The 18,715-nt window shown below is 49.5% G+C and carries 18 protein-coding genes; 5 read left to right on the top strand and 13 right to left on the bottom strand.

The features are described 5' to 3' along the window. Nucleotides 1–32: 32 nt before the first annotated feature. Nucleotides 33–1,472, bottom strand: coding sequence for a hypothetical protein (locus VGS28_04600; protein ID HEV2413050.1), 1,440 nt, complete (start codon nucleotides 1,470–1,472; stop codon nucleotides 33–35). Nucleotides 1,473–1,628: 156 nt separating this feature from the next. On the opposite strand from VGS28_04600, the gene VGS28_04595 reads away from it, so the two are divergent. The 5 genes from VGS28_04595 to VGS28_04575 all read left to right on the top strand — a co-directional run bounded on the left by VGS28_04595 (nucleotide 1,629) and on the right by VGS28_04575 (nucleotide 6,525). After that, entirely contained in the window at nucleotides 1,629–2,069 is a 441-nt protein-coding gene (locus VGS28_04595) for a low molecular weight phosphatase family protein (protein HEV2413049.1), read from the top strand. A gap of 287 nt (nucleotides 2,070–2,356) precedes the next feature. Continuing rightward, nucleotides 2,357–2,926: a hypothetical protein gene (locus VGS28_04590; protein ID HEV2413048.1), complete on the top strand. Its 570-nt coding sequence runs from the start codon at nucleotides 2,357–2,359 to the stop codon at nucleotides 2,924–2,926. A gap of 371 nt (nucleotides 2,927–3,297) precedes the next feature. Next, nucleotides 3,298–3,690, top strand: coding sequence for a hypothetical protein (locus VGS28_04585; GenBank protein HEV2413047.1), 393 nt, complete (start codon nucleotides 3,298–3,300; stop codon nucleotides 3,688–3,690). Next, nucleotides 3,687–5,033: a hypothetical protein gene (locus VGS28_04580; GenBank protein ID HEV2413046.1), complete on the top strand. Its 1,347-nt coding sequence runs from the start codon at nucleotides 3,687–3,689 to the stop codon at nucleotides 5,031–5,033. Before VGS28_04585 ends, VGS28_04580 begins: the two co-directional genes overlap by 4 nt. Before the next feature lie 799 nt (nucleotides 5,034–5,832). Next, on the top strand, nucleotides 5,833–6,525 hold the full coding sequence (locus VGS28_04575; GenBank protein ID HEV2413045.1) for a hypothetical protein: 693 nt from the start codon (nucleotides 5,833–5,835) through the stop codon (nucleotides 6,523–6,525). Nucleotides 6,526–6,533: 8 nt separating this feature from the next. On the opposite strand, the gene VGS28_04570 is transcribed toward VGS28_04575, so the two are convergent. The 12 genes from VGS28_04570 to VGS28_04515 all read right to left on the bottom strand — a co-directional run bounded on the left by VGS28_04570 (nucleotide 6,534) and on the right by VGS28_04515 (nucleotide 18,708). After that, nucleotides 6,534–7,499 carry a hypothetical protein gene (locus tag VGS28_04570; GenBank protein HEV2413044.1) on the bottom strand — a complete coding sequence of 322 codons (966 nt, stop codon included), beginning with the start codon at nucleotides 7,497–7,499 and terminating at the stop codon, nucleotides 6,534–6,536. A 31-nt stretch (nucleotides 7,500–7,530) separates the two neighbouring features. Then, nucleotides 7,531–8,703: a UDP-N-acetylglucosamine--N-acetylmuramyl-(pentapeptide) pyrophosphoryl-undecaprenol N-acetylglucosamine transferase gene (locus tag VGS28_04565; GenBank protein HEV2413043.1), complete on the bottom strand. Its 1,173-nt coding sequence runs from the start codon at nucleotides 8,701–8,703 to the stop codon at nucleotides 7,531–7,533. Beyond that, nucleotides 8,639–9,973 carry a putative peptidoglycan glycosyltransferase FtsW gene (locus VGS28_04560; GenBank protein ID HEV2413042.1) on the bottom strand — a complete coding sequence of 445 codons (1,335 nt, stop codon included), beginning with the start codon at nucleotides 9,971–9,973 and terminating at the stop codon, nucleotides 8,639–8,641. The genes VGS28_04565 and VGS28_04560 overlap by 65 nt, the downstream gene beginning before the upstream one ends. Next, the gene (mraY, locus tag VGS28_04555; GenBank protein HEV2413041.1) at nucleotides 9,973–11,007 is read right to left on the bottom strand and encodes a phospho-N-acetylmuramoyl-pentapeptide-transferase; all 1,035 of its coding nucleotides are present in this window, start codon (nucleotides 11,005–11,007) and stop codon (nucleotides 9,973–9,975) included. The genes VGS28_04560 and mraY overlap by 1 nt, the downstream gene beginning before the upstream one ends. Before the next feature lie 18 nt (nucleotides 11,008–11,025). Next, nucleotides 11,026–12,789, bottom strand: coding sequence for a penicillin-binding protein 2 (locus VGS28_04550; protein HEV2413040.1), 1,764 nt, complete (start codon nucleotides 12,787–12,789; stop codon nucleotides 11,026–11,028). Nucleotides 12,790–12,818: 29 nt separating this feature from the next. After that, entirely contained in the window at nucleotides 12,819–13,151 is a 333-nt protein-coding gene (locus tag VGS28_04545) for a hypothetical protein (protein ID HEV2413039.1), read from the bottom strand. 134 nt (nucleotides 13,152–13,285) lie between these two features. Further along, nucleotides 13,286–14,197, bottom strand: a complete 912-nt coding sequence (gene rsmH / locus VGS28_04540) for a 16S rRNA (cytosine(1402)-N(4))-methyltransferase RsmH (GenBank protein ID HEV2413038.1) — start codon at nucleotides 14,195–14,197, stop codon at nucleotides 13,286–13,288. Between the two features lie 296 nt (nucleotides 14,198–14,493). Then, entirely contained in the window at nucleotides 14,494–14,895 is a 402-nt protein-coding gene (locus VGS28_04535) for a hypothetical protein (protein ID HEV2413037.1), read from the bottom strand. A 222-nt stretch (nucleotides 14,896–15,117) separates the two neighbouring features. Further along, nucleotides 15,118–15,975 (bottom strand): sugar phosphate nucleotidyltransferase, encoded by an 858-nt coding sequence (locus tag VGS28_04530; GenBank protein ID HEV2413036.1) that lies wholly within the window; start codon nucleotides 15,973–15,975, stop codon nucleotides 15,118–15,120. A gap of 11 nt (nucleotides 15,976–15,986) precedes the next feature. After that, nucleotides 15,987–16,931, bottom strand: a complete 945-nt coding sequence (locus VGS28_04525; GenBank protein ID HEV2413035.1) for a hypothetical protein — start codon at nucleotides 16,929–16,931, stop codon at nucleotides 15,987–15,989. A gap of 114 nt (nucleotides 16,932–17,045) precedes the next feature. Continuing rightward, nucleotides 17,046–17,705 carry a hypothetical protein gene (locus VGS28_04520; protein HEV2413034.1) on the bottom strand — a complete coding sequence of 220 codons (660 nt, stop codon included), beginning with the start codon at nucleotides 17,703–17,705 and terminating at the stop codon, nucleotides 17,046–17,048. Next, nucleotides 17,698–18,708 carry a gluconeogenesis factor YvcK family protein gene (locus VGS28_04515; protein HEV2413033.1) on the bottom strand — a complete coding sequence of 337 codons (1,011 nt, stop codon included), beginning with the start codon at nucleotides 18,706–18,708 and terminating at the stop codon, nucleotides 17,698–17,700. Before VGS28_04515 ends, VGS28_04520 begins: the two co-directional genes overlap by 8 nt. Nucleotides 18,709–18,715: the final 7 nt, after the last annotated feature.

The following is an 18,715-nucleotide window of genomic DNA, read 5'->3' as shown; positions in this document are numbered from 1 at the left end:
GAATTATAGAGAAGCCCTAGATAGATAGCAACTTACGACGCTTTCGCAGTCCGTAACCTAACGACGAACCTGGCAGCTTTTGCCATGGCCGCCTCTTTCTCCCTGAGCTTCTGATCGGCAGTCGCCTCCCAAGTAGCCCACCTGTCTGTCAACGTCTTCGGATGTATGCTGCGAACGGTGATTGGAACGTGCGTTGGTACCCTTACAAATTCGAGAGGAGGATCGGTTTCATAGTCGTGACCGAGCGGCAGTTGCATCTCCTCGTCGCTCAACCTGACTCCATCCCCATGATGACTGACATCGAATTTGGCCACGATAAGCGAGAAGCCCATCTTTTCAATAATATCGCTCGGTCTGAAGGCGTTCTCGGCCATTCGGCCGTAGAGCCGGCGGTGCTCGCGTATGACAAGGTCCCACCAAGCTGCTTGCGACCAGGCAGTTGCAGCAAGGTCGTTGACACGCTTATCGATGTAATCATTGGCCGGTTTATAGGCCACTTCGCCATTCTGAGCCTTATCGAACATGTCGGTTAAATTGTTATCGTGTTTTCGGATCAGCCTGCGCAAACCCTCAGCTTTCCTCCCAAGACCGGTCCACATCTTTAACTCGTCTAACTGAGGAGCAATTCTGCCGTCTAGGATAAAGCCTGCAGCCTGTATGGCGACCTCGAGAGCAGTCTTGCTCTCGGCGAGTATAAGGCCCATGGGCTCCTTGGGGTTTTCGGGTCGTAGGATGGGGATATACTCCGACGCAAGGCGATCGGGATCGAAGCCGATACCCATCTTAAGAAGATCGTGGAATGCAGCCGCGACGTAACCCGCCTCTAGATCTCCCTCTTGAGTGACCAAGCGGAGACCATCTGGCCGTGAAGTCTGGCATCCGATGAAGTCTCCGTTTGCGGTCTGCACCCGCTGGTGCGAGCGGGCCTGGAGCAGCTGCCACGCAAGTTGGCTTCGACGTAGACCCTTAAATTCCACTGGCAGACCAGCGGCTAGATCGTCAGGTAGGTTACCGATCCTACCATCCTCAGCCCTATCAAAGATGGTCGTACCGGTTAACCAGTTCTCGATCGGCCCCATCGTGCCACGGGTTTCAGGATCAAGTTCACGAGTTGCTCTCTCAAGTAAGAGGTCACGCTCCAGGCTTATAGCAGCTAGAAGTGAATTCCTACCAAGCCTGTAGCGGACCTCGTGTAAGTCGAAAGACAACTCACCCTCAGAGGTGGCCTGTGCCAGACGGATATCAGGGGCGGCGGAAGCCGCCCTAATAGCCCAGTTGGCATAAAGATTGGGGTCTGGGCCATATAAGAGCTCACGGCGATCGGCCTGTCCTTCTTCGGTCATGCCATCTAGCGCTACGGCAACTGCGCCAGCACCAATAGTCCCCACGACTAATCTGAGGCGCGCGAAGCTCTCGCCACCGTTACCAACTTCATCGTGAAGAATATCTTTGGTGAACGGGGCGCCAGCCATAACAACATGGTTACGATTTCTACCTGCCGCACACATGGTTTATATATTCTATAACTTTATTATTCTTATGTCAATATATACATTATGTGTGTATATAACGCTCTACTCTGTTAATACGAATGAGCTTTCACTCATTGGGGGAGTATACTGTCAAGGATGAGAGTCTTATTCGTCTGCCTTGGCAATACTGCCCGTAGCCAGATGGCTGCCGCTCTCTACAACAAGTTGGCCCACACTCATGATGCCGACTCTGCCGGTACCGCAGTTCAGAAACCTGGCCAGACACTGCTAGAGCGGAAGAGAGAGCTGCCAGACCGAGCATTCACTATCGACGTGATGGATGAAATTGGAATAGACGTACGAAACAATAAGAGCACACAGTTAACCCAAGAGATGTTAGATAAATACGACCTCGTAGTCAGCATGGTTACCGAGCAGTACGCCCCAGACTGGCTTATACACGCCCCCAACTATCTCTACTGGGACGTCGATGACCCCAAGGGTATTAGCTATGAGCTTACAGCAAAAGCACGAGATATTATCCGACATAAAGTTGAGGTGCTGATTAGTTCAGAAACGCCTGTTCGCGCGTCTTGAAGGGGAAGTCGCTTTCCTCAGGAGGTTGACGAAGGGGCCCCTAACGAAGATACACGAGAAGGCCACGACGTACATCACTGCCTCAACGACTGCGTTATGGGGCAGATATATACGGTAGGTGGAGCAATTGCGGTAGCGAAAGCACTAGGCGGGAGACCAAATGCAGGATTTTGTCGAGATTGCGTGAGCCAATTGAGAAACGCGTCAGCGGTGTAACCTGCCATTGTATTGACACTGATTAACTAATATGCTAATATATACATTATAAGTAGAATATTGTATCGTTTATGAGACACGCGAAATTAGATAGCCAAGATTATCAGAGAGTCGAAGGCTTACCAGAGCTGCTAGCAGCTGAATCTCCGACACTGCGAGCTGCATATTGCGAGCCATCACCGTTTAACGTAGCTGCATGGCATGGCATGGCAACTGACCTTCCGCCTGCGATGACGGAGGCTGAATTCTATGCTTTGGCGCATAGCTCGGGTGACCTTGCGGTACAGCGCGAGATTGGCGTAAGGGCTCTCCTGACTATTCCCGCAGAACATCTATTCACGCGCTCGGTTGCTCTTAGGAGAATTATAGAGCACGCTCTTCGTCCCAAAATCCGCACCCAACAGGAAGCTGCAGTGCTCGTCGCTCGCGAACGAGTACGCGCTGCTGATGGCGCACCACTCCGTGACTGGTTCGAGGTAGGAGAGAAGGACCCTAATGCCCCAGATCCTGACGCTGAGGTCCCTCTAAGTGAGCAGGTGAGGCGTCGCCATGGTGCGCACATGCAGGACGCCAGTGAACTTGCCCGTGTCAGCGGGTTAACATCTGCAGGTTTGCCAAAGCGCGGTGCTGCTGTAAGGTAAAATACAAGCCAAAAGACTGAAACAGAACCCTCGAAGCCTAGGGGTTCTGTTTTTGTAACATTGACAGCACAACCACATTATGAAAATGTAGTTGACATATGGACACGTATGCACCCTCGTGCGAGGTAGGACAGGCTTCTTCGGAAATACATGCATGGGATGATCTCCAATTGAAATTGCGCACACTTACACGCGCCCTGTTCGACATTCCTGGAATACTTTCAGGTATGCCGACCCTCCCGGGACAACGTAGTCAGCTAGATTATGCACATAGCAAGAGAGCATTCGCGCTTAGTATACAGAGCAACACCCCCGGGCATCTGCTTGCCAGATTAACAGATGACCAACAGAGGTCGCTTCGACGGTACGGTATGATAGGAGACCGATTAGATGTATACGATTTAGACTTACTGGCCTCTGAGATCCCCCTAGAAGAACCCGCTCTGCGGATAAACAGGGGAGATCTTATAGTCGCAGCAGAGAAGGCATCTGAAGCTAAAGTACGTTTTGGACGGATCGGGAAATGGGCACATCGCCTATACGACAAGATAGGGGAGTGGTCCGACTACACGTTTGACTTTGAAAACAGATCAAGACTGTGGGTTGGAGTGACGATCGCGACAGTAGCCCTGTCCGTTATAGGCGTCGAGGCTCTTGGTTTCTATGTCCAGGGGAGAGAGGGCAACCCGCAGCCTGCCGTCAGCGGTCAAGTACACCCCCACCACCACGCAAGGACACACGGTTCAACGGAGATCCGAAGATGACCCTTCTTATGGAGGAGGTGCCCCCAGTCACAGTCGAGATGCTCTCCGAGAGGTCGACGAACCACCCAGATGACCTTAACGAAACACGGGTGATCGATCTGGAGGATGGTCCATATAGACTTGCTCGAGTCGAAGCCGCAATAGAGAATCTTTTATTCCCAACATTCCTTGAACCCGATGGTAGACAGGTCATTGGCAGGAGTGATTATCTCTTGGGGAAGAGGGATAGAGCTCACTGGATCGAAGATCGGCTAATCGGCAAGATGAACTTCCGTCTCTATCTCCAGATACCCATGCACCTACAGCGAGTCCTCCTTAGGTACCAGATGATCGATCAACAAAACCCCGAGCAGGAATGGGACTATATCGTCGGTAAAGAGATCGCAGAAAAAGCCCGGCTAGATGAAATCGAACGCCGAGGAGAGCGAATACCTCTTATACCGTTTGTAGAAAGGAACGCTCCACAGGCGTTTGCTGAAGCCGACTCAGTTCTTGAGGCAGCCGTAGAGGCCCGACAGGAGGCCGCACATACTCTTGATAGAGCCGCGAGATTGGGTGAATTGGCCGAATCTGCAGAAGAAAGCATGGATGCCGAACTGCTCCTCGCTGAGCATAGCATCAGGCGCTTACACGAAGCACGTCAGAGCGAACGCATTGCCCAAACGGTGGCTAGTAATAACGCGTTTATACACAATATGAGTCGAACACTTAACCCATTTGGATTTAGGTGGCGCTATAGCGAGGATGAAGGTATCGAAGGAGCAGCAGAGGTCAATGCGCAATACGATGCCATGGAGGTGGATGATGCAGCATATTTTGCCGAACAAGCTGAGCTACGAGAACAACTAAGGCTGCTCGATGGTGGGTCTCCTCGCATCGAGTTAGACGGACTTAGAGCGGGCTACACGAGGGCAGAGTGGGGGGCCATGAGCCTCGTGCAACGACATCGCGCAAAAGTATTGGCCCGTGTTGGACAAAGAAAACCACCGCTCATTGCGCGTGGACCCATCGGCCGACAGCTTCAACGCGGCGAGAAAGCGTTTGACCAGCTTGAACGTCGAGACCCCGTTAAGGCAGCCGTCAGATTAGCTAGCGTTGCGCTGGCGTTTACGTTGCCGTTATCAGCACTGCTCATCTATGAGGGCAACCAGTTCGGTAAGTACATTTCAGATCGTTTTGCAGAGTATGTTATGGGCCCGCCGAAGCACAAGAAGCCCCCACTAAACCTCGGGCCAGTCTATAGAGTGCCAACAGAGTGGCAACAGCTCTTTGAACGCCCTCCGCAACCTAAGCACCTTCGTCAGAACCAATCTCCAATTAGTCACGTTCCGTACGTGAAGTAGAAAGAACATATATAGAACTCTAGGAATCGAGAGTTTCTGTTCTACCAAAAATAATACGGAATTAGAACACTAGTAATTTCGTGTGTTCGTAGCGCAAAAGTGACAGTGAGCCAAGTAGAAGCGAAGTAATGGCAGCGGGAGGGAAGGGTCATACAAAAAATAAAAGACAATGATAACAAAAAGACCGGCTGGACGTGGATATCAAGTCGGGATGTGGGGGTGTGATCTTAGGTCGTACAATATATCTTTTACGACGCTAATGATATCCACGGCAGATGGTTGATATATCGTCCTACTCACCCGGAGTAGGGGGAAACTACTGCCAAATTAGCCAGTACTCATCTAATACGCTACCTTACACAGTACTTATATCATTCTGCTGTACCGAGGGCTTCTATATCTTTACTTACTATATATGCACCGTTGTATTTCAGGACTATCCATTTGACTTTTCCACAGTATGATTATGGTAATTTGACTTCTCCCCCCTACCCTTGCGCAATATGTATATTTGACTTTTCACGACTTTCCTATTTTCATATATTTTTTTACTCGAAATAGTTTGTGCTAGTTTTAAAGAACATATTTAGAACTGTAGGTGAGGGTAGCCTCCTCCTGTGGACAGATGGCAACTAGACGTTAACTCAACGCTGGCAGCCTGCCCACGGTTATAGGGCATTGCATTGCTCTACCCTCTGTGGCATCCCCTGTTCTAAGATACGAGACCATCGATTTAAAGCACTTCCAACAGGGGTAGGATCTTGAATTACAGATCGTTTTATGTTAATATAGGCATAATATGTCTGAAAGCGAACCTCAGCGAAAACAAAGAGCCAGAGGGCTCCGTACCACCTCTCTTCCTCCTGTCACTGGACCAAGTCCAGAGGTACGTCGCCGTCGGAGACGTGTTGGTGGACTTGGGCTCTTTGCCATTGCAGTTCTAATTGGCGTAGGTCCCTCAGTTGTTAAAGCGATCGGCGACACACAAGTCTTTAAACAGGCAGGAGCTCAGGCTCATAAGATGGAACAGGCTAGCGGCGAAGCTCCGCTAGATGTTACGACTCAAGCTGCGCTAGACGGGGTGATTGTGCTTGCTCGAGGCACCAGATATCAACTAGTTGACTCACCGTTCGCTACTCACCCGTACTCACCACTCACGCCAAGCCAGACACCTGGCGAAAACCCGGATGGCAAACTAACCGCCTCAGCAGAAGTACAGGATCCACTGATTATTGGTTCAGGTAAAAACGAGCGATACGGCTTCTTCGCCGGCGGCTATCTCGCAACAGTTGCAGCCAGCCAGGTAGCGCGTATCGATACGCGCTACAGCGGTGAGCTGAAAGCATTTCAGGTCAGAGCAAGCCGCTATAAGACCGGCCCGACACAGTGGGACGCTCCAATGGTAGTCGGTAGAGTCGGCTTCCAAGGCAGCTTGCCCCAGGTAGAAGCCCGGGCTGCAGCTCAGTTCCCGCACACGAGAAAAGCAGCTTAATTCGGGATCTACTGATAGAAAACCCGTCCATCGACTCGGACATCGATGTACTGCGAGGGCAGGGAGTTGTGGGTCTGCAGGTAGTCGACTGCCTGGACTATCTCCCCCGCTTGTTGGACGGGCGAACTATCCAGATCAACCTTAGCGTAGAAGCTGCGCCCCACGAGATAGACATCTATCTCTCTGGTTGAGGTCTGCGGGAAGACTACCCTACTTAGCTGGACAGAGCCACTTGATAGCGACTGGAGACTTCCCACTAGCTCACCGAGAAAAGCAATCTGCTGGCTCGATGTGACAGTCGATCCAACCGTCGTTGGGACATTGCTCTCATCATTGACTTGTACAAGCTTACTATCGTTCCCATAGGCGTTATATGTGAACGTAACACCGGAGGAGTCGACATAGTAAGCTTGTGGGTCATGACTCGTCTTCCAAATCAGGACTGGTTGGCGAAGAGTAACGAAAACCTGTGGATGCGGGTCAAAGAGACTCTTCTTGACGACAACATTCGCTATCTCATGGTGCTGCGACTCAAGAGTACTGGCTATTAGCGAAGGATTTAGGGTGGCGCTGAAATGCTCAGCAAGATCAAGATTATTCGCACTCGCTGCACTCTGTTCATAAGTCGCAATGTTTGGAATTGTCTTTAGCTGTGAAGCATTCTGAATGACAACCTGGTACCCTGTAACTCTATCGAGAAAGACTGCGATTGCAGCTACGATCAGAACGATAATCCAAAAGGCGCTCTTAGCCGTCTTACGGCGCTTTCGACTCTTCTGCTGCGCTTCGATCCGGGGTGTCTGCAACTGGGCACGATCATGCGCGCCCGCAGGTATATTTTCTGAGACAGTACCCGTTAGAGTACTGCTTCGACGAAAGACCTCTCCCCCACTATCTACACCACCTTGACTTGTGCGTCGAGGACGAATCTCGGGATTTTTCGGTTTTAAGAATGGAACTTTTAGTTTTGGCATAACCACATTTACTCTGTACTAATAGTAGCTTCTACCCGGCAGCTTTTACAAGCAATGCCGCTACATCCGCAGCTGCATCCGGCATGGCAAATTTGTGCATCGTGTCACCTAATTTACGTCGTGCTTGTGAGTTGCGCGCAAGTTTAAGCAGTTCGGATGTGAGTATGTCGGGTCTATGTTCTAATTCTGTCTCATCCACCACTACCGCCGCACCTGCGTCACTGTAAATCTGCGTATTCTTAAGCTGGTGGCCCCCTGCAAGCTGTGGATTGGGAATGAGTATGGTAGGTTTACCAAGTGCAGCGATCTCTGTAAGTGCGGTTGCTCCACTACGACTAACGACCAGATCCGCTGCTTTTAGGTACCTTGCCATATCGGTATTACTGGCAAACGGTTCCAGATGGTAGTATCTCAGATCATCTACGCTCAAGGTAGACTCGAGCTTCTTTCTAACGTCCTTCTCGTTTACTACTCCGGAGATATGGATAATCTCGCAGTGCTCTTTAATAAGTTTTTTAGCTGATTTGACTACCGCATCGTTTATCCGTTGAGCACCAAGCCCACCACCCGTTACGAAGATGAGAGTGCGCGTCGGATCGACCGTGACTTCTTTTTTAAGCTCTGCACGTTGATTCGCCGTGTTGGTATAAAAAAGCGAGCTTATAGGGATTCCTACATAGCTTGTTTTGGTTTTGTCATAGTTGTAGTTCTCGAGTGGTGCACCCGTTGCAATGTACTTAGCGCGTGGAGCTAGAATCCGGTTCGTCAAACCAGGTAAGGTGTCGGAATCATGGATAACCAAGGGTATCCGCAGCTGTGAGGCGGCTAGGCCCATGGGCAGACAGACGAACCCGCCCTTTGTAAAGACGACGTCGGGACGGAACTTCCTAAGAAGAGCTAAGCTCTGTGTATAGCCGGCACCAACCAAGAAAACATCTCTGACATTTTTGGCAACTGTCGGAACATCTACAATCTGTTTAGCGAAAGATACACCGTGATAGCGACGCAGCTTACCGGCATTTATGGTCTTGAAAGTAATCGGGACCTTACTCTGCTCAAGAATCGTCTTAGCTTGAGGGGCAAATTTCTTGTCGCATACAAAACAGACCTCAAGCCGTGGATCTTTCTTATAGAGCTCCTCAAGAACCGCTAGGACTGGGGTTATGTGCCCCCCTGAACCTCCGCCGCAGACCAGAATCTTCACTGCCCGTCTCCTCTTTTGTTACAGCTGCTTGATGATCAGTATAGCGCGATGCGTTAATAACGAGTCCGACTGCTGCCATGATAAAGAGCAGGCTTGTGCCACCATAGCTAATAAATGGCAATGTTACCCCTGTAAGTGGTAGAACGCTCAACATAGCACCTATATTTACGACTGTGTGAGTAAAGACCCACGCGAAGACACCGGCCACAACAAGCTTCATGTACTCATTGGAGCTTCGCTCCATAACTTGAATGATGCGTACAAACAGGATAGCGAACAGGATTAACACGATAACCGTGCCGATGAAACCGAATTTCTCAGCGACTATGGCAAAAATCGAGTCGTTTGATGCCTCTGGCAGATAGCCGAATGCCTGCACACCTTGCCCTAAACCAGTGCCCGTCAATCCCCCACTCCCGACAGCAATGAGTGCCTGATGAATCTGATATCCGCTCCCGGCGACATTAGTGTTTGAGTGCAGAAAGGTAAGAATGCGAGCAACTCGATGGGGAAAGAGAGCAATCAGGGCAACACTACTTATGCCTAGCCCGACAAAGATTTTGATCAAATTGGCTCGATTCACGCCTGCTATGAAATACATCAGGAGGAAGATAGCCATGATCGGGAACATCGTCCCGAGATCATCCTGGAAGATAGCAACGATAAGTGCTACAACGCCAAATAGCAGCACTAGCGGCCAAAATGTATCACGACTATCGTTAACCTTGTTGGTTTTAATACGTGATGCCAGAAAACTTGCCAGGAAGATGACCAGAGAGAACTTGAGTAGTTCAGAGGGCTGGAACGAGACAAACCCTAGGTTTAGCCATCTCGTTGCTCCGTTGACACTCAGAGTCAGACCCTTTGGTAGAACCTCAAGGAGCAGACAAGCTATAAGAGAACCGCCGATAAGCCAGTTCTTAATCCTGCTCCAGAACTCCAGGGGAATGAATGCCGTAATCAAGAATGCAACAATACCCAAGCCGACATAACCGAACTGGCGATAGACGACTTGGTTAATATTAATGCCGGTTGACTTCCCTCCGGCAATACTGCTAAGACCCTCGGCCAAGGCCGGGCTCACCGAATAAATAACTACAATACCCAGAAGCACGAGAACAATCATCAGCAACGTAATAATGTAATCTGGCCTATGTCGACGCAGATACACTGTCCCCTCCCCTACCGATTGAGGAGTTCTCTGTGATTTGCGTGTACTGGTGAACTGAAGATTCGGGGTCGGCGTACGCTTTTTGGACCGAAAAGCCATTACTTAACGTAACCTCCCGTGAGAGCGATTATGAGGCCGACGACAGCGGCAACCTGACCAAGAACCCAGAAACGCATTGTTACCTTGGTCTCGGGCCAGCCCATAGCTTCAAGATGATGATGAACTGGTGCAGAGATAAAGACTTTTCGATGAAAGGCCTTCTTAGAAACAATCTGGATAAGGCTCGATCCGGCTTCAGCCACGAAGATTATACCTATGATCGGCAACAAGGCTACAGTATTGGTAAGCATAGCCACCACTCCAAGCGCCGTACCGAGAGCAAACGAGCCTACATCGCCCATCATGAAGCGAGCTGGGTAGATATTGAACCAGAGATACGCCAGTAATGCCCCGACGAGCGTAGCACAGAAGCCTGCAATACCAAGATTGTGTTGCATAAACGCGATAACGGCGTAAACGCCGAAGGCAATCGTCAACAGACCACCAGCCAGCCCATCAAGCCCGTCACTGATGTTAACTGCGTTAGATGTCGAGATAATGACGATGATAAAGAGCGGTATGAGCCATACGCCAAGGTGCCATTCTCCAAAGAACGGCAGGTAGATCATGTTATAGCCCAGCTTGAAGTAGAAGTACCAGCCACCAGCAGCCGCCACCAGAGTGATGAGAAGCAGCTTCAGTTTGGCATTTAAGCCCGCAATACCCTGACCAACTCCTCTTAGGTTGATGATGTCGTCGACAAAACCGACCATACCCGCCCCGAACATAGCCGCAAGTGGTAACCATGTCTGGCTTCTGCTCAAGTTGAACAGGAAGGTAGCAGCTGCAACGGCAATGATTGTGACAATTCCGGCCATGGTCGGAATATGCTTCTCGCCGTGGAGTTTCTGGAAGACCTTCGCTTTTTCACCGGTAGTTGCTGACTCACGTTGCTTCTTCCAAAGCCTCCAGTTATAGGCAATGTGCGTATAGATAGGCGTTAGGAGCATGGCAAATGCGAACCCGAGAAACGCCAGTGCTAAGCCCGAAGTAACGTCTCCGCTGAACTGCTGTGTGGTGAGTAGTGCGCCCATAGTTCCTTCCTGCGCCCCCTAGTTAGATGGTGCCAGCCCGTAGTAGTTAAGTAACCAGTTCGACATAGTGGCAAAGATTGGTTCGGCGGCTACGCTGCCTGCGTAACCTGGAAGTTTGTTGTCATCAACACGTACCATTATCACATACTTAGGGGTCCCATTACTACCGTTACCACCACTGAAACCAAGATAGCTTCCGATTGGATTATTGTTGGTGTACTGACCTGTGTGCGGATCGATTGTTTGCGAGGTACCCGTCTTGCCACCGGTGTAGAAACCGGCAGTGTTGTTAGACGTAAAGTTCGTCGTTGAGTGAAGCGCGGTGTAAGCCATCTGGCGCATCGTTGAAGCTGTTGTGCTACTGATGATATTTGTTCGTAATGCCTTCGGTTTGGTCGCCGTTACAACTTGGCCCGCGTTATTAACCGTTCCTGCGAGCAATTGAGGTTGGTAGTATGTACCACCATTCACGATAGCCGACTCTGCAGAGGCGACCTGAAGCATGGTTGCCTCCATACCCTGGCCAAAGCTCATGTTAGCGTAACGGATGTCATTTCCCTGGACGTTAGTCGGTGAGAAGATGATGCCTTGCTCTTCCCCACTCTGTTCAATCCCGGTCTTCTGCCCAAAGCCATAGCGCTGCGTGAAGTACTGGTAGAGCGTATTGCGACCCTGCAGGTCAAGATTACCCCCGCCAAGCTGCTGTAGAACATAGACGGCTCCCGTATTCAGCGACAGGTTCAAGACGACCTGCATGGTTGTTGGTCCGTTATGTGTCTCGACGTTACTAATTGTATAGCCATCAACCGACACCGAACCCGTATTATTGAACGTCGTGTCAGGGGTAACAACCCCCTGGTTGATACCTGCAGTCATGGTCAAGAGTTTGACGTCTGAACCCGGCTCGTAAAGATGTGAGACTACCCCATTCTGGAAGACCGAGTAGTTGCTGACATTCTGATAGTTTGCCACATTATAGGTCGGCACGTTTGCCATCGCGAGAACACGTCCTGTCGATGGGTCCATAACGACGAGTCCTCCTGACGTGGCTTTGGCGTTTTTGAGGCCCTGTGCAAGCGCCTGTTCGGCCTCCCACTGAATATTACGGTCAATGGTAAGCAGGATGTTAGAGCCATCCTTAGCGGGCTTTAGAACGTCTTCCTTACTTGTTGTCAGCGGAATACCTCGTACATCAGTTACCGCCTTGAAGAGACCGTTTGTACCTGCCAGCATACTGTTGAGATAGCCTTCTACTCCGTATTGACCATTTCCATCGGCATCAACAAAACCTAGAAGCTGAGAGCCGAGACCCCCATTCGGGTAGACTCGTTCAGAAACTTGCTGCAGACCTACCCCATAGAGCTGGAGTTTGTTGATGGCGTTGTACTGGCCAACATTAAGCTTGGTAGCCAGGACTACATAGCCAAGCTTTGTATCTGATAGTAGCTTCGCGTATGTGCTTGTATCACCACCGATAACTTTGTTGATGGCGGCGGCCGTCTGTGGAGGATTCTGGACGAACTTAGGGTCTGCATAGAGAGTGTAGACCGGTTGATTCAGGACCATGGGCGTGATGCTGTTTGCCCCGTTTTCGGCATAAATAAGCCCGCGCGTCGCGGGGATAGTCAGTTCTTTAAGCTGCTGAGCAGCAGCTTGATTCTGATAGTAGTTATACTCGAACACCTGCAGATAGAAGAGGCGCACGATGAAGATGACACCAAAAACTGCCATCAGAATGAATAAAATTTTGATACGATTTGTGATGGCTGATTGTGGTTTCATACTCAGACCACCCGAAGCCTAACTGAGCTTCATTGAGCGTAACTTACCTGGTTTGGAGTAACCAGATTGCTGCTACCCTTCTGGATTTGGCCCATCGATTGCAGACGTGCTGCTTCACTTTGAAGTAGCTGGTTCTGCTCTGTTAGTTGGCTTTTTTGAGTTTCAAGACTCTGTAACTGATAGCCATACGTGCTCGTCTTTGTGATCTGAGTGAGATAGATCATGCCAAGGACGGCCAGAAGCATAGCGATGATCACCATCTGTGCAACAGGCCCGAGAGAGGCTGCTGAGATCTGATGACGAACGGTATTTTGGTTGCGTCGCCACATACGTGACTCGATTGCGGCTGTTTCGTAGGACATTTGTTATGTAGTACCTTTTTGTTTTTATTTTCGGGTAGACAGACTCATCCGTGGTTGAGCTGTCCACCCTTAAGATCAGCTAGTCGCGTTTCTTAACGACGATTCGCGTCACTTCCGGGGAGCGATCTACGACTTTAATGCGCATAGATGTGTGCCCCTTTCATGTTTATTTTCACTGCGGCTCGGAGTTTAGCACTCCTGGCTCGCGGGTTGTGGACGTCTTCAGTTGCACCGCTAATCGGTTTCTTGGTCGTGATCTTCAGGTCGGCTTCGTATCCCTCTGAATGATCTTGTAGGAACCGTTTCACTAAGCGATCTTCGAGGCTGTGAAAGCTGATGAAAACAACTCTGCCCTCTGGTGCCAGCAGTTCTGGCAACAGCTTGAGTGTCGCTTCAAGTAGCTCGAGCTCTCGATTGACGGCGATGCGTATTGCTTGGAAGGTGCGCGTCGCTGGATGAATCTTACTCTTCCCTCGACGAATAGTTTGAGCAATGACTGTGGCGAGTTCATCTGTCGTTTGGATCGGCCTGGCTTCGATGATCGCTTTCACGACCCTTCGTGCCCTTGGTTCCTCACCAAACTGGCTGAGAATCTGCACGAGCTCTGCTTCACTGGCGTGATTAACCAGTTCAGCAGCAGTCTTGGTCTCTCGCTCATCCATACGCATATCCAGAGGACCTGCATACTTGAAGCTGAAGCCCCGCTCTGCTCTATCTAACTGTGGTGACGACACACCGAGATCGAGGAGAATCATATCGAATGATCTACCCTGTTCATGGAGTTTCTGAGCTGCACTAAAAAAATCGCAGTGCATAACAGTCGCTCCACGTTTTGCGAACGAAGACAATGAGGCAATAGCATCATTGTCACGATCGACAAGAACAATCTCTTTAGGCTCTCCAGTAGTGGCCAGGACCGCCTCTGCATGCCCACCGTAACCTGCCGTCAAATCAAGGTATGATTCACCTTTCTTCGGGGCAAGAAGCGATATGACCTGCTCAAGTAGGACCGGCTGATGGAGTTGCTGTGGTGTGTTATTTTTCATACTCGAGGTCACCTATCTGGCGTCAGTGTTTTTTGTTTTTGTGTATAGTTTTTGTTTTTGTATTGTAATGGAACTCTATACTAATGGAGTTGTTGTGGTAGGAGAATCCTTGCGGATTCTCTGTTAATAACCCATTACTGTAAAAGTTATTACTTGAGAGACTTATGTGTGAGGTGGAGTTTTTTGGGAGGTGTTTTCTTAAAAACATCTTAGGTACTTGAACACGTACTTTGACGGCTGTTCACGGACCGTCCACTGACTGCCAGGTAGTTGACCTCGGAGTCGCCGATTATTCCCTATTTGTTAATGTGCTTTGGGCGAAACGTTTGGCTTTTCGTTTTGGACATGATGATCCAGAACGAGCCGCCTCTCACTGCTACTACGTCACCGGTGATGCCTGCGTAATCCAAGAGGTGCTGCTCGATGACGATGCGCCCCTGTTTTACGTCGAGTGATGACTCACTCTTGCCCATTCGAAACTGTACATTCAAATCCGCAACCCGCTCATCGAGGATAGATCCCTTCAGTTGAGGTTCGACTTGCTCCTCCCACACCTCTTTTGAATAGATGTGGATGGAGTCGTTTCGAAATCCACGCGTAATCACCACTCCTTTGGCAAACTCTCCTCTGAGTTCGGCTGGAATGGTCAGCCGACGTTTGTCGTCGAGTTTCCTTTCGAAGTAGTCCACGGTGGTCATGACGTATATTTTGTTTTGTTATTGTGCAGTGGTTTTTGTTTTATGGAGGTAGCCTGTTTAGTTCTACCCACGTTTACCCACTGGATCTAGTCTACTACCCACGTTTACCCACTGACAAGTACTTTACCCACACCTATACCCACTCAAGCAGTGAGTTATCCACAGATTAGTGGACAAACTATAAGAGAGACGACACTGATCTTACCAGGACTGTGTATATCTTTAACGTTCTTTTGCACCGACGACTACTTGGTTGGAGCGGAGCCAGTCACCTGGGTTACCACAATCAAGCCACTCCCCTTTCATGGTGTAGACATGGACGCCGTGGCCTTCCTTAGCAACCTGAGTCAGAACATCGGTTATGCGGTACTCTTTACCGTCGTCTTCCTTAGTTTCGATATATTCTTTGCAGATCCTTCGAACTTCAGGTCCAAAGATGAAGTCGTTAATGTTCTTGGTCGGATTTTGAATGGTCTTGGCAACTTCAACGGTTGGTTGCTCAACGATCTCAATAAAGTCTCCGTCATCAGTGTGAGCAACTACACCGTACTTGGGAGCATCTTCGATATCCAGTTTGGTAACCATAATGGCATTTGATGCTTCGCTCTCCCGCCACGACTTGAAGAAGTCGGTAACTTCATTGGTGCCATCGGTTCGGAAAGTAGTGTCGTCAGCGTTAAATACGGCTATAGTCTCACCTTCCGATACGAGATCGTATCCGATATTCAGGGGCACGGCTGTGCCGTAAATTCCAACTGATGGTTGGACAATATAGTCAAACTTAATGCCTTTATATTGTGGTTGGCGTATTTCGTCGAGCCATTTGTTCTTGCCCTTCTGTTCAAGATAGTTCTCAAGAACAGGGCGTGGCGAGAAGTATCGTTTGAGCTGAGCATGTTGTTCGTTAACAACAAAGATGATATGCGTGATCCCTGCATCGACACATTCCTGTACCTTCCAGTCGATAACCGGGCGAGAACCGAGAGGAACCATGTATTTTTCAACTGCCTTGGTTAGAGGGAGCCAGCGGGTTCCCCATCCTGCAGTCATGATAATAGCGGTATTTATCTGCTTATCCATAACGTCTACTGTTATCGATGCTGGCCACCTAGCTTACCGAATGTAGCAGTCCGATAAAAGTGAACAAAACGTTCGGTAAGGCCTTGGGGACCAAATAACATAGTCTCGTCGAGTGATCGGTGGGGACTTGGAGACCTATGCCTGCGAACATATTCAGCAGTATGTCGCCCACCTCGTGGCAAAACCGTACGACGAAGTACCTCGCTCACTGGAAGAGGCGTTTCGCTTGCATGGCTTCCGGAGGCAGGAGTGCCAAATTCTACTTCTATGTCGTTCATCGCGCTAACATTGTTGACGATTATCTCGTCGTTATCGTTGATCTCAACGGTCGCGTGCTCGCGTGACACTGATCCAAACGTCCGAGCAAGATTTTCGTCAAGTTGTAGTATGTTAGTCTGATAGCCCATGCCAGGGAGCCACCAGTCACGACCTATAACCAACTTGTCACCAACACCGAGAGAAACGATTGAATCGCCGAACTGTGGGCCTTCTTTGTGTTCCCGACCCCTGAATGCTCGTCGATAATCCCTCAATCTGCGGATCTCATGGCCACCCATAACGAGAACTCGGTTATCTGGTCCAGCGAAAAGATAGACCTTGAGCTGCTCTTCAAGTGTAGCTTTCTCGCGTGGGGTCCTAAGTATATCCCGGTCTGTCTCTGGTAGATCAATAACACCGAGCAACGCTCCAATTGGGAAGCCAAGTCTATGGCGTGCCTCTCTCCCTGTTAAAAGAGGAGTGTCTTCCCACCGACTCAAATTAAACCGGCGATTGATTGGCCCTATTCCCGACTCCCAGATTCGACGACGATGCTCTGCGCCCTTCAAACTCACATGAAGCACTCCAGGGGGTGTCATACGATCAAGATCAAACTCCGAAGTCGCCAACCACTCAGGCGTCTGTCGCTCTTGTTGACGCTCATCATCGTGCTGTACGGGTAGTCTGAGGGTGTCCATTTTTGCCTATTTTGGTGTTATATACTATGAAATAAATTTAAGCATAAAAATAATGATAAGTCAATATACTTACAGATACAGTAAGTCTTAACTGCTATTGACTGGGTGATACTTTTATATCAAATCAACACTTCTTGTAGATGTGATAAGAGACTTGATAGCATCTAGCCCGTTAACAACTAGTTCTCCACTCTCTTGATCTAAGTCTTTACTAGAGGTATTGCCCGTACGGTCGAGCAGCACTCCTTCACACCAAGCTGGTAGTGATGGGTTTGTCTTATCATCAACAATTAAAGATGGGGTTTTCTTCTCGTGGCGACGTATATAAGTAGCCTTTTCACCCATAGTGATAATCACCGGGTATTTTGCAAGCCTTGGCAGAAGTGATAACTTAAACTTTTGAAAATCTTCTTCTCCAAAGGTGATGATCTTCACTTCAAGATCATTTAGAGTATCGACATAGTCGAGCAAATCACGAGCGTCGGGAAATAGCAGATCATATTTACTTAGTGAATCTCGGAGACGACCTCCTTCAGTCCTCAGATCAACTCCATATGCCAACATCTGTCGGAAGAATTCGTGAGTTCGCAGCGCATTTGGATCTTCACTCGAGTAATATCGTGGGGCTTCCTGAATTAAGCGCTGCGCGGTTATACCCTTGTCACGCCACAGTTTCTCACACTCTTCTGCCACTAGCTTGAGCGCTCTATCAGTCATGTAGAGGGTCCGATCCAGATCGAGATAAAGACGTTTAATCTGTGAGCGCCTAGTCATCATTTAAGTAAATCCTCAGAAGCTGCCGCGCTGTTCTGTCACCGTTGTGTCGGATAAAGGAACGCCTCAGCTTATCACTTGGGTTCTGGTGTGGTGTGGCAGACGAGACCAGTTTGGCCCCGACCGGCTTATAGCGCGCCTCGCCGAAAGCTACTTTGTCCGATCCAACTGCCGACTCACCTTCCCTTAGATAGGCATGTAGCCGTTCGGGACTTGGCTTTTGGGTGTTATATAAGACATAGTCGAGGACGTCTCCGACACCGAGAAAGCGCTCAATCTCGTCGGCAAAATCGTGCACCATAAAGCCGTCGGTCTGACCAGCTTGTGTCACGAGGTTAGAAACATAGACTTTCTTGGCACGAGACTCTTTGACTGCTTCGGCCACGCCTTTGACGACAAGTGCAGGTGCGAGCGAACCATAGAGGTCACCTGGAGCGAAGACGACCATCCCAGCCTCTAGTATTGCTTTCCTGGCAGCCGGGTTTATCTCGGCATGTGGTTCAAGTGACATGCTAGGTTTAACGCTTCCTTTAAAGTCAGTTTCATCAACCGCGGATTGCCCTTTAACCACTCTCCCATCGCCTAACTTCATGACAAGTTTTACTTTTTCGTTAGTAATCGGAATAACCTGACCTGTAATATTTAAGACCTGGCTAGCAAGATCGACTGCTTCAGCAAAGTTGTCAGTCATCTTCTCCACTGCTGTCAAAAACAGGTTGCCAAATGAATGTCCTTCCGCGAAACTTCCCGTCGGAAAGCGATAGTTAAAGAGATTACGCATTGTTAACGATGACTTTGAGAGAGCCACTAGGCACTGTCGAACATCTCCCGGCGGTAAAACCCCCAGTTCGTCACGCAAAACGCCGGTTGAGCCGCCATCATCGGCCATATTAACGAGCGCGGCCAAGTCTTGAACGTAGTTCTTCAGAGAGTCGAGTAATACAAAGCTGCCAGTCCCTCCTCCAATAACAACTATTTTGACCCCCTTAACCACTGTCGACATTTGATTT

It is taken from the genome of Candidatus Saccharimonadales bacterium, assembly GCA_035945435.1.
In the GTDB taxonomy this organism is placed as follows: Bacteria; Patescibacteriota; Saccharimonadia; order Saccharimonadales; family DASZAF01; genus DASZAF01.
Note: the sequence above shows the minus strand (reverse complement) of the source record. Positions and strands in the feature narration are given on the sequence as shown.

What these genes read in the sequence shown, in the direction of transcription:
- VGS28_04600 (HEV2413050.1), bottom strand. Translation starts at nt 1,472, where the DNA reads ATGGCTGGCGCCCCGTTCACCAAAGATATTCTTCACGATGAAGTTGGT.
- VGS28_04595 (HEV2413049.1), top strand. Translation starts at nt 1,629, where the DNA reads ATGAGAGTCTTATTCGTCTGCCTTGGCAATACTGCCCGTAGCCAGATG.
- VGS28_04590 (HEV2413048.1), top strand. Translation starts at nt 2,357, where the DNA reads ATGAGACACGCGAAATTAGATAGCCAAGATTATCAGAGAGTCGAAGGC.
- VGS28_04585 (HEV2413047.1), top strand. Translation starts at nt 3,298, where the DNA reads ATGATAGGAGACCGATTAGATGTATACGATTTAGACTTACTGGCCTCT.
- VGS28_04580 (HEV2413046.1), top strand. Translation starts at nt 3,687, where the DNA reads ATGACCCTTCTTATGGAGGAGGTGCCCCCAGTCACAGTCGAGATGCTC.
- VGS28_04575 (HEV2413045.1), top strand. Translation starts at nt 5,833, where the DNA reads ATGTCTGAAAGCGAACCTCAGCGAAAACAAAGAGCCAGAGGGCTCCGT.
- VGS28_04570 (HEV2413044.1), bottom strand. Translation starts at nt 7,499, where the DNA reads ATGCCAAAACTAAAAGTTCCATTCTTAAAACCGAAAAATCCCGAGATT.
- VGS28_04560 (HEV2413042.1), bottom strand. Translation starts at nt 9,973, where the DNA reads ATGGCTTTTCGGTCCAAAAAGCGTACGCCGACCCCGAATCTTCAGTTC.
- mraY (HEV2413041.1), bottom strand. Translation starts at nt 11,007, where the DNA reads ATGGGCGCACTACTCACCACACAGCAGTTCAGCGGAGACGTTACTTCG.
- VGS28_04550 (HEV2413040.1), bottom strand. Translation starts at nt 12,789, where the DNA reads ATGAAACCACAATCAGCCATCACAAATCGTATCAAAATTTTATTCATT.
- VGS28_04545 (HEV2413039.1), bottom strand. Translation starts at nt 13,151, where the DNA reads ATGTCCTACGAAACAGCCGCAATCGAGTCACGTATGTGGCGACGCAAC.
- rsmH (HEV2413038.1), bottom strand. Translation starts at nt 14,197, where the DNA reads ATGAAAAATAACACACCACAGCAACTCCATCAGCCGGTCCTACTTGAG.
- VGS28_04535 (HEV2413037.1), bottom strand. Translation starts at nt 14,895, where the DNA reads ATGACCACCGTGGACTACTTCGAAAGGAAACTCGACGACAAACGTCGG.
- VGS28_04530 (HEV2413036.1), bottom strand. Translation starts at nt 15,975, where the DNA reads ATGGATAAGCAGATAAATACCGCTATTATCATGACTGCAGGATGGGGA.
- VGS28_04525 (HEV2413035.1), bottom strand. Translation starts at nt 16,931, where the DNA reads ATGGACACCCTCAGACTACCCGTACAGCACGATGATGAGCGTCAACAA.
- VGS28_04520 (HEV2413034.1), bottom strand. Translation starts at nt 17,705, where the DNA reads ATGACTAGGCGCTCACAGATTAAACGTCTTTATCTCGATCTGGATCGG.
- VGS28_04515 (HEV2413033.1), bottom strand. Translation starts at nt 18,708, where the DNA reads ATGTCGACAGTGGTTAAGGGGGTCAAAATAGTTGTTATTGGAGGAGGG.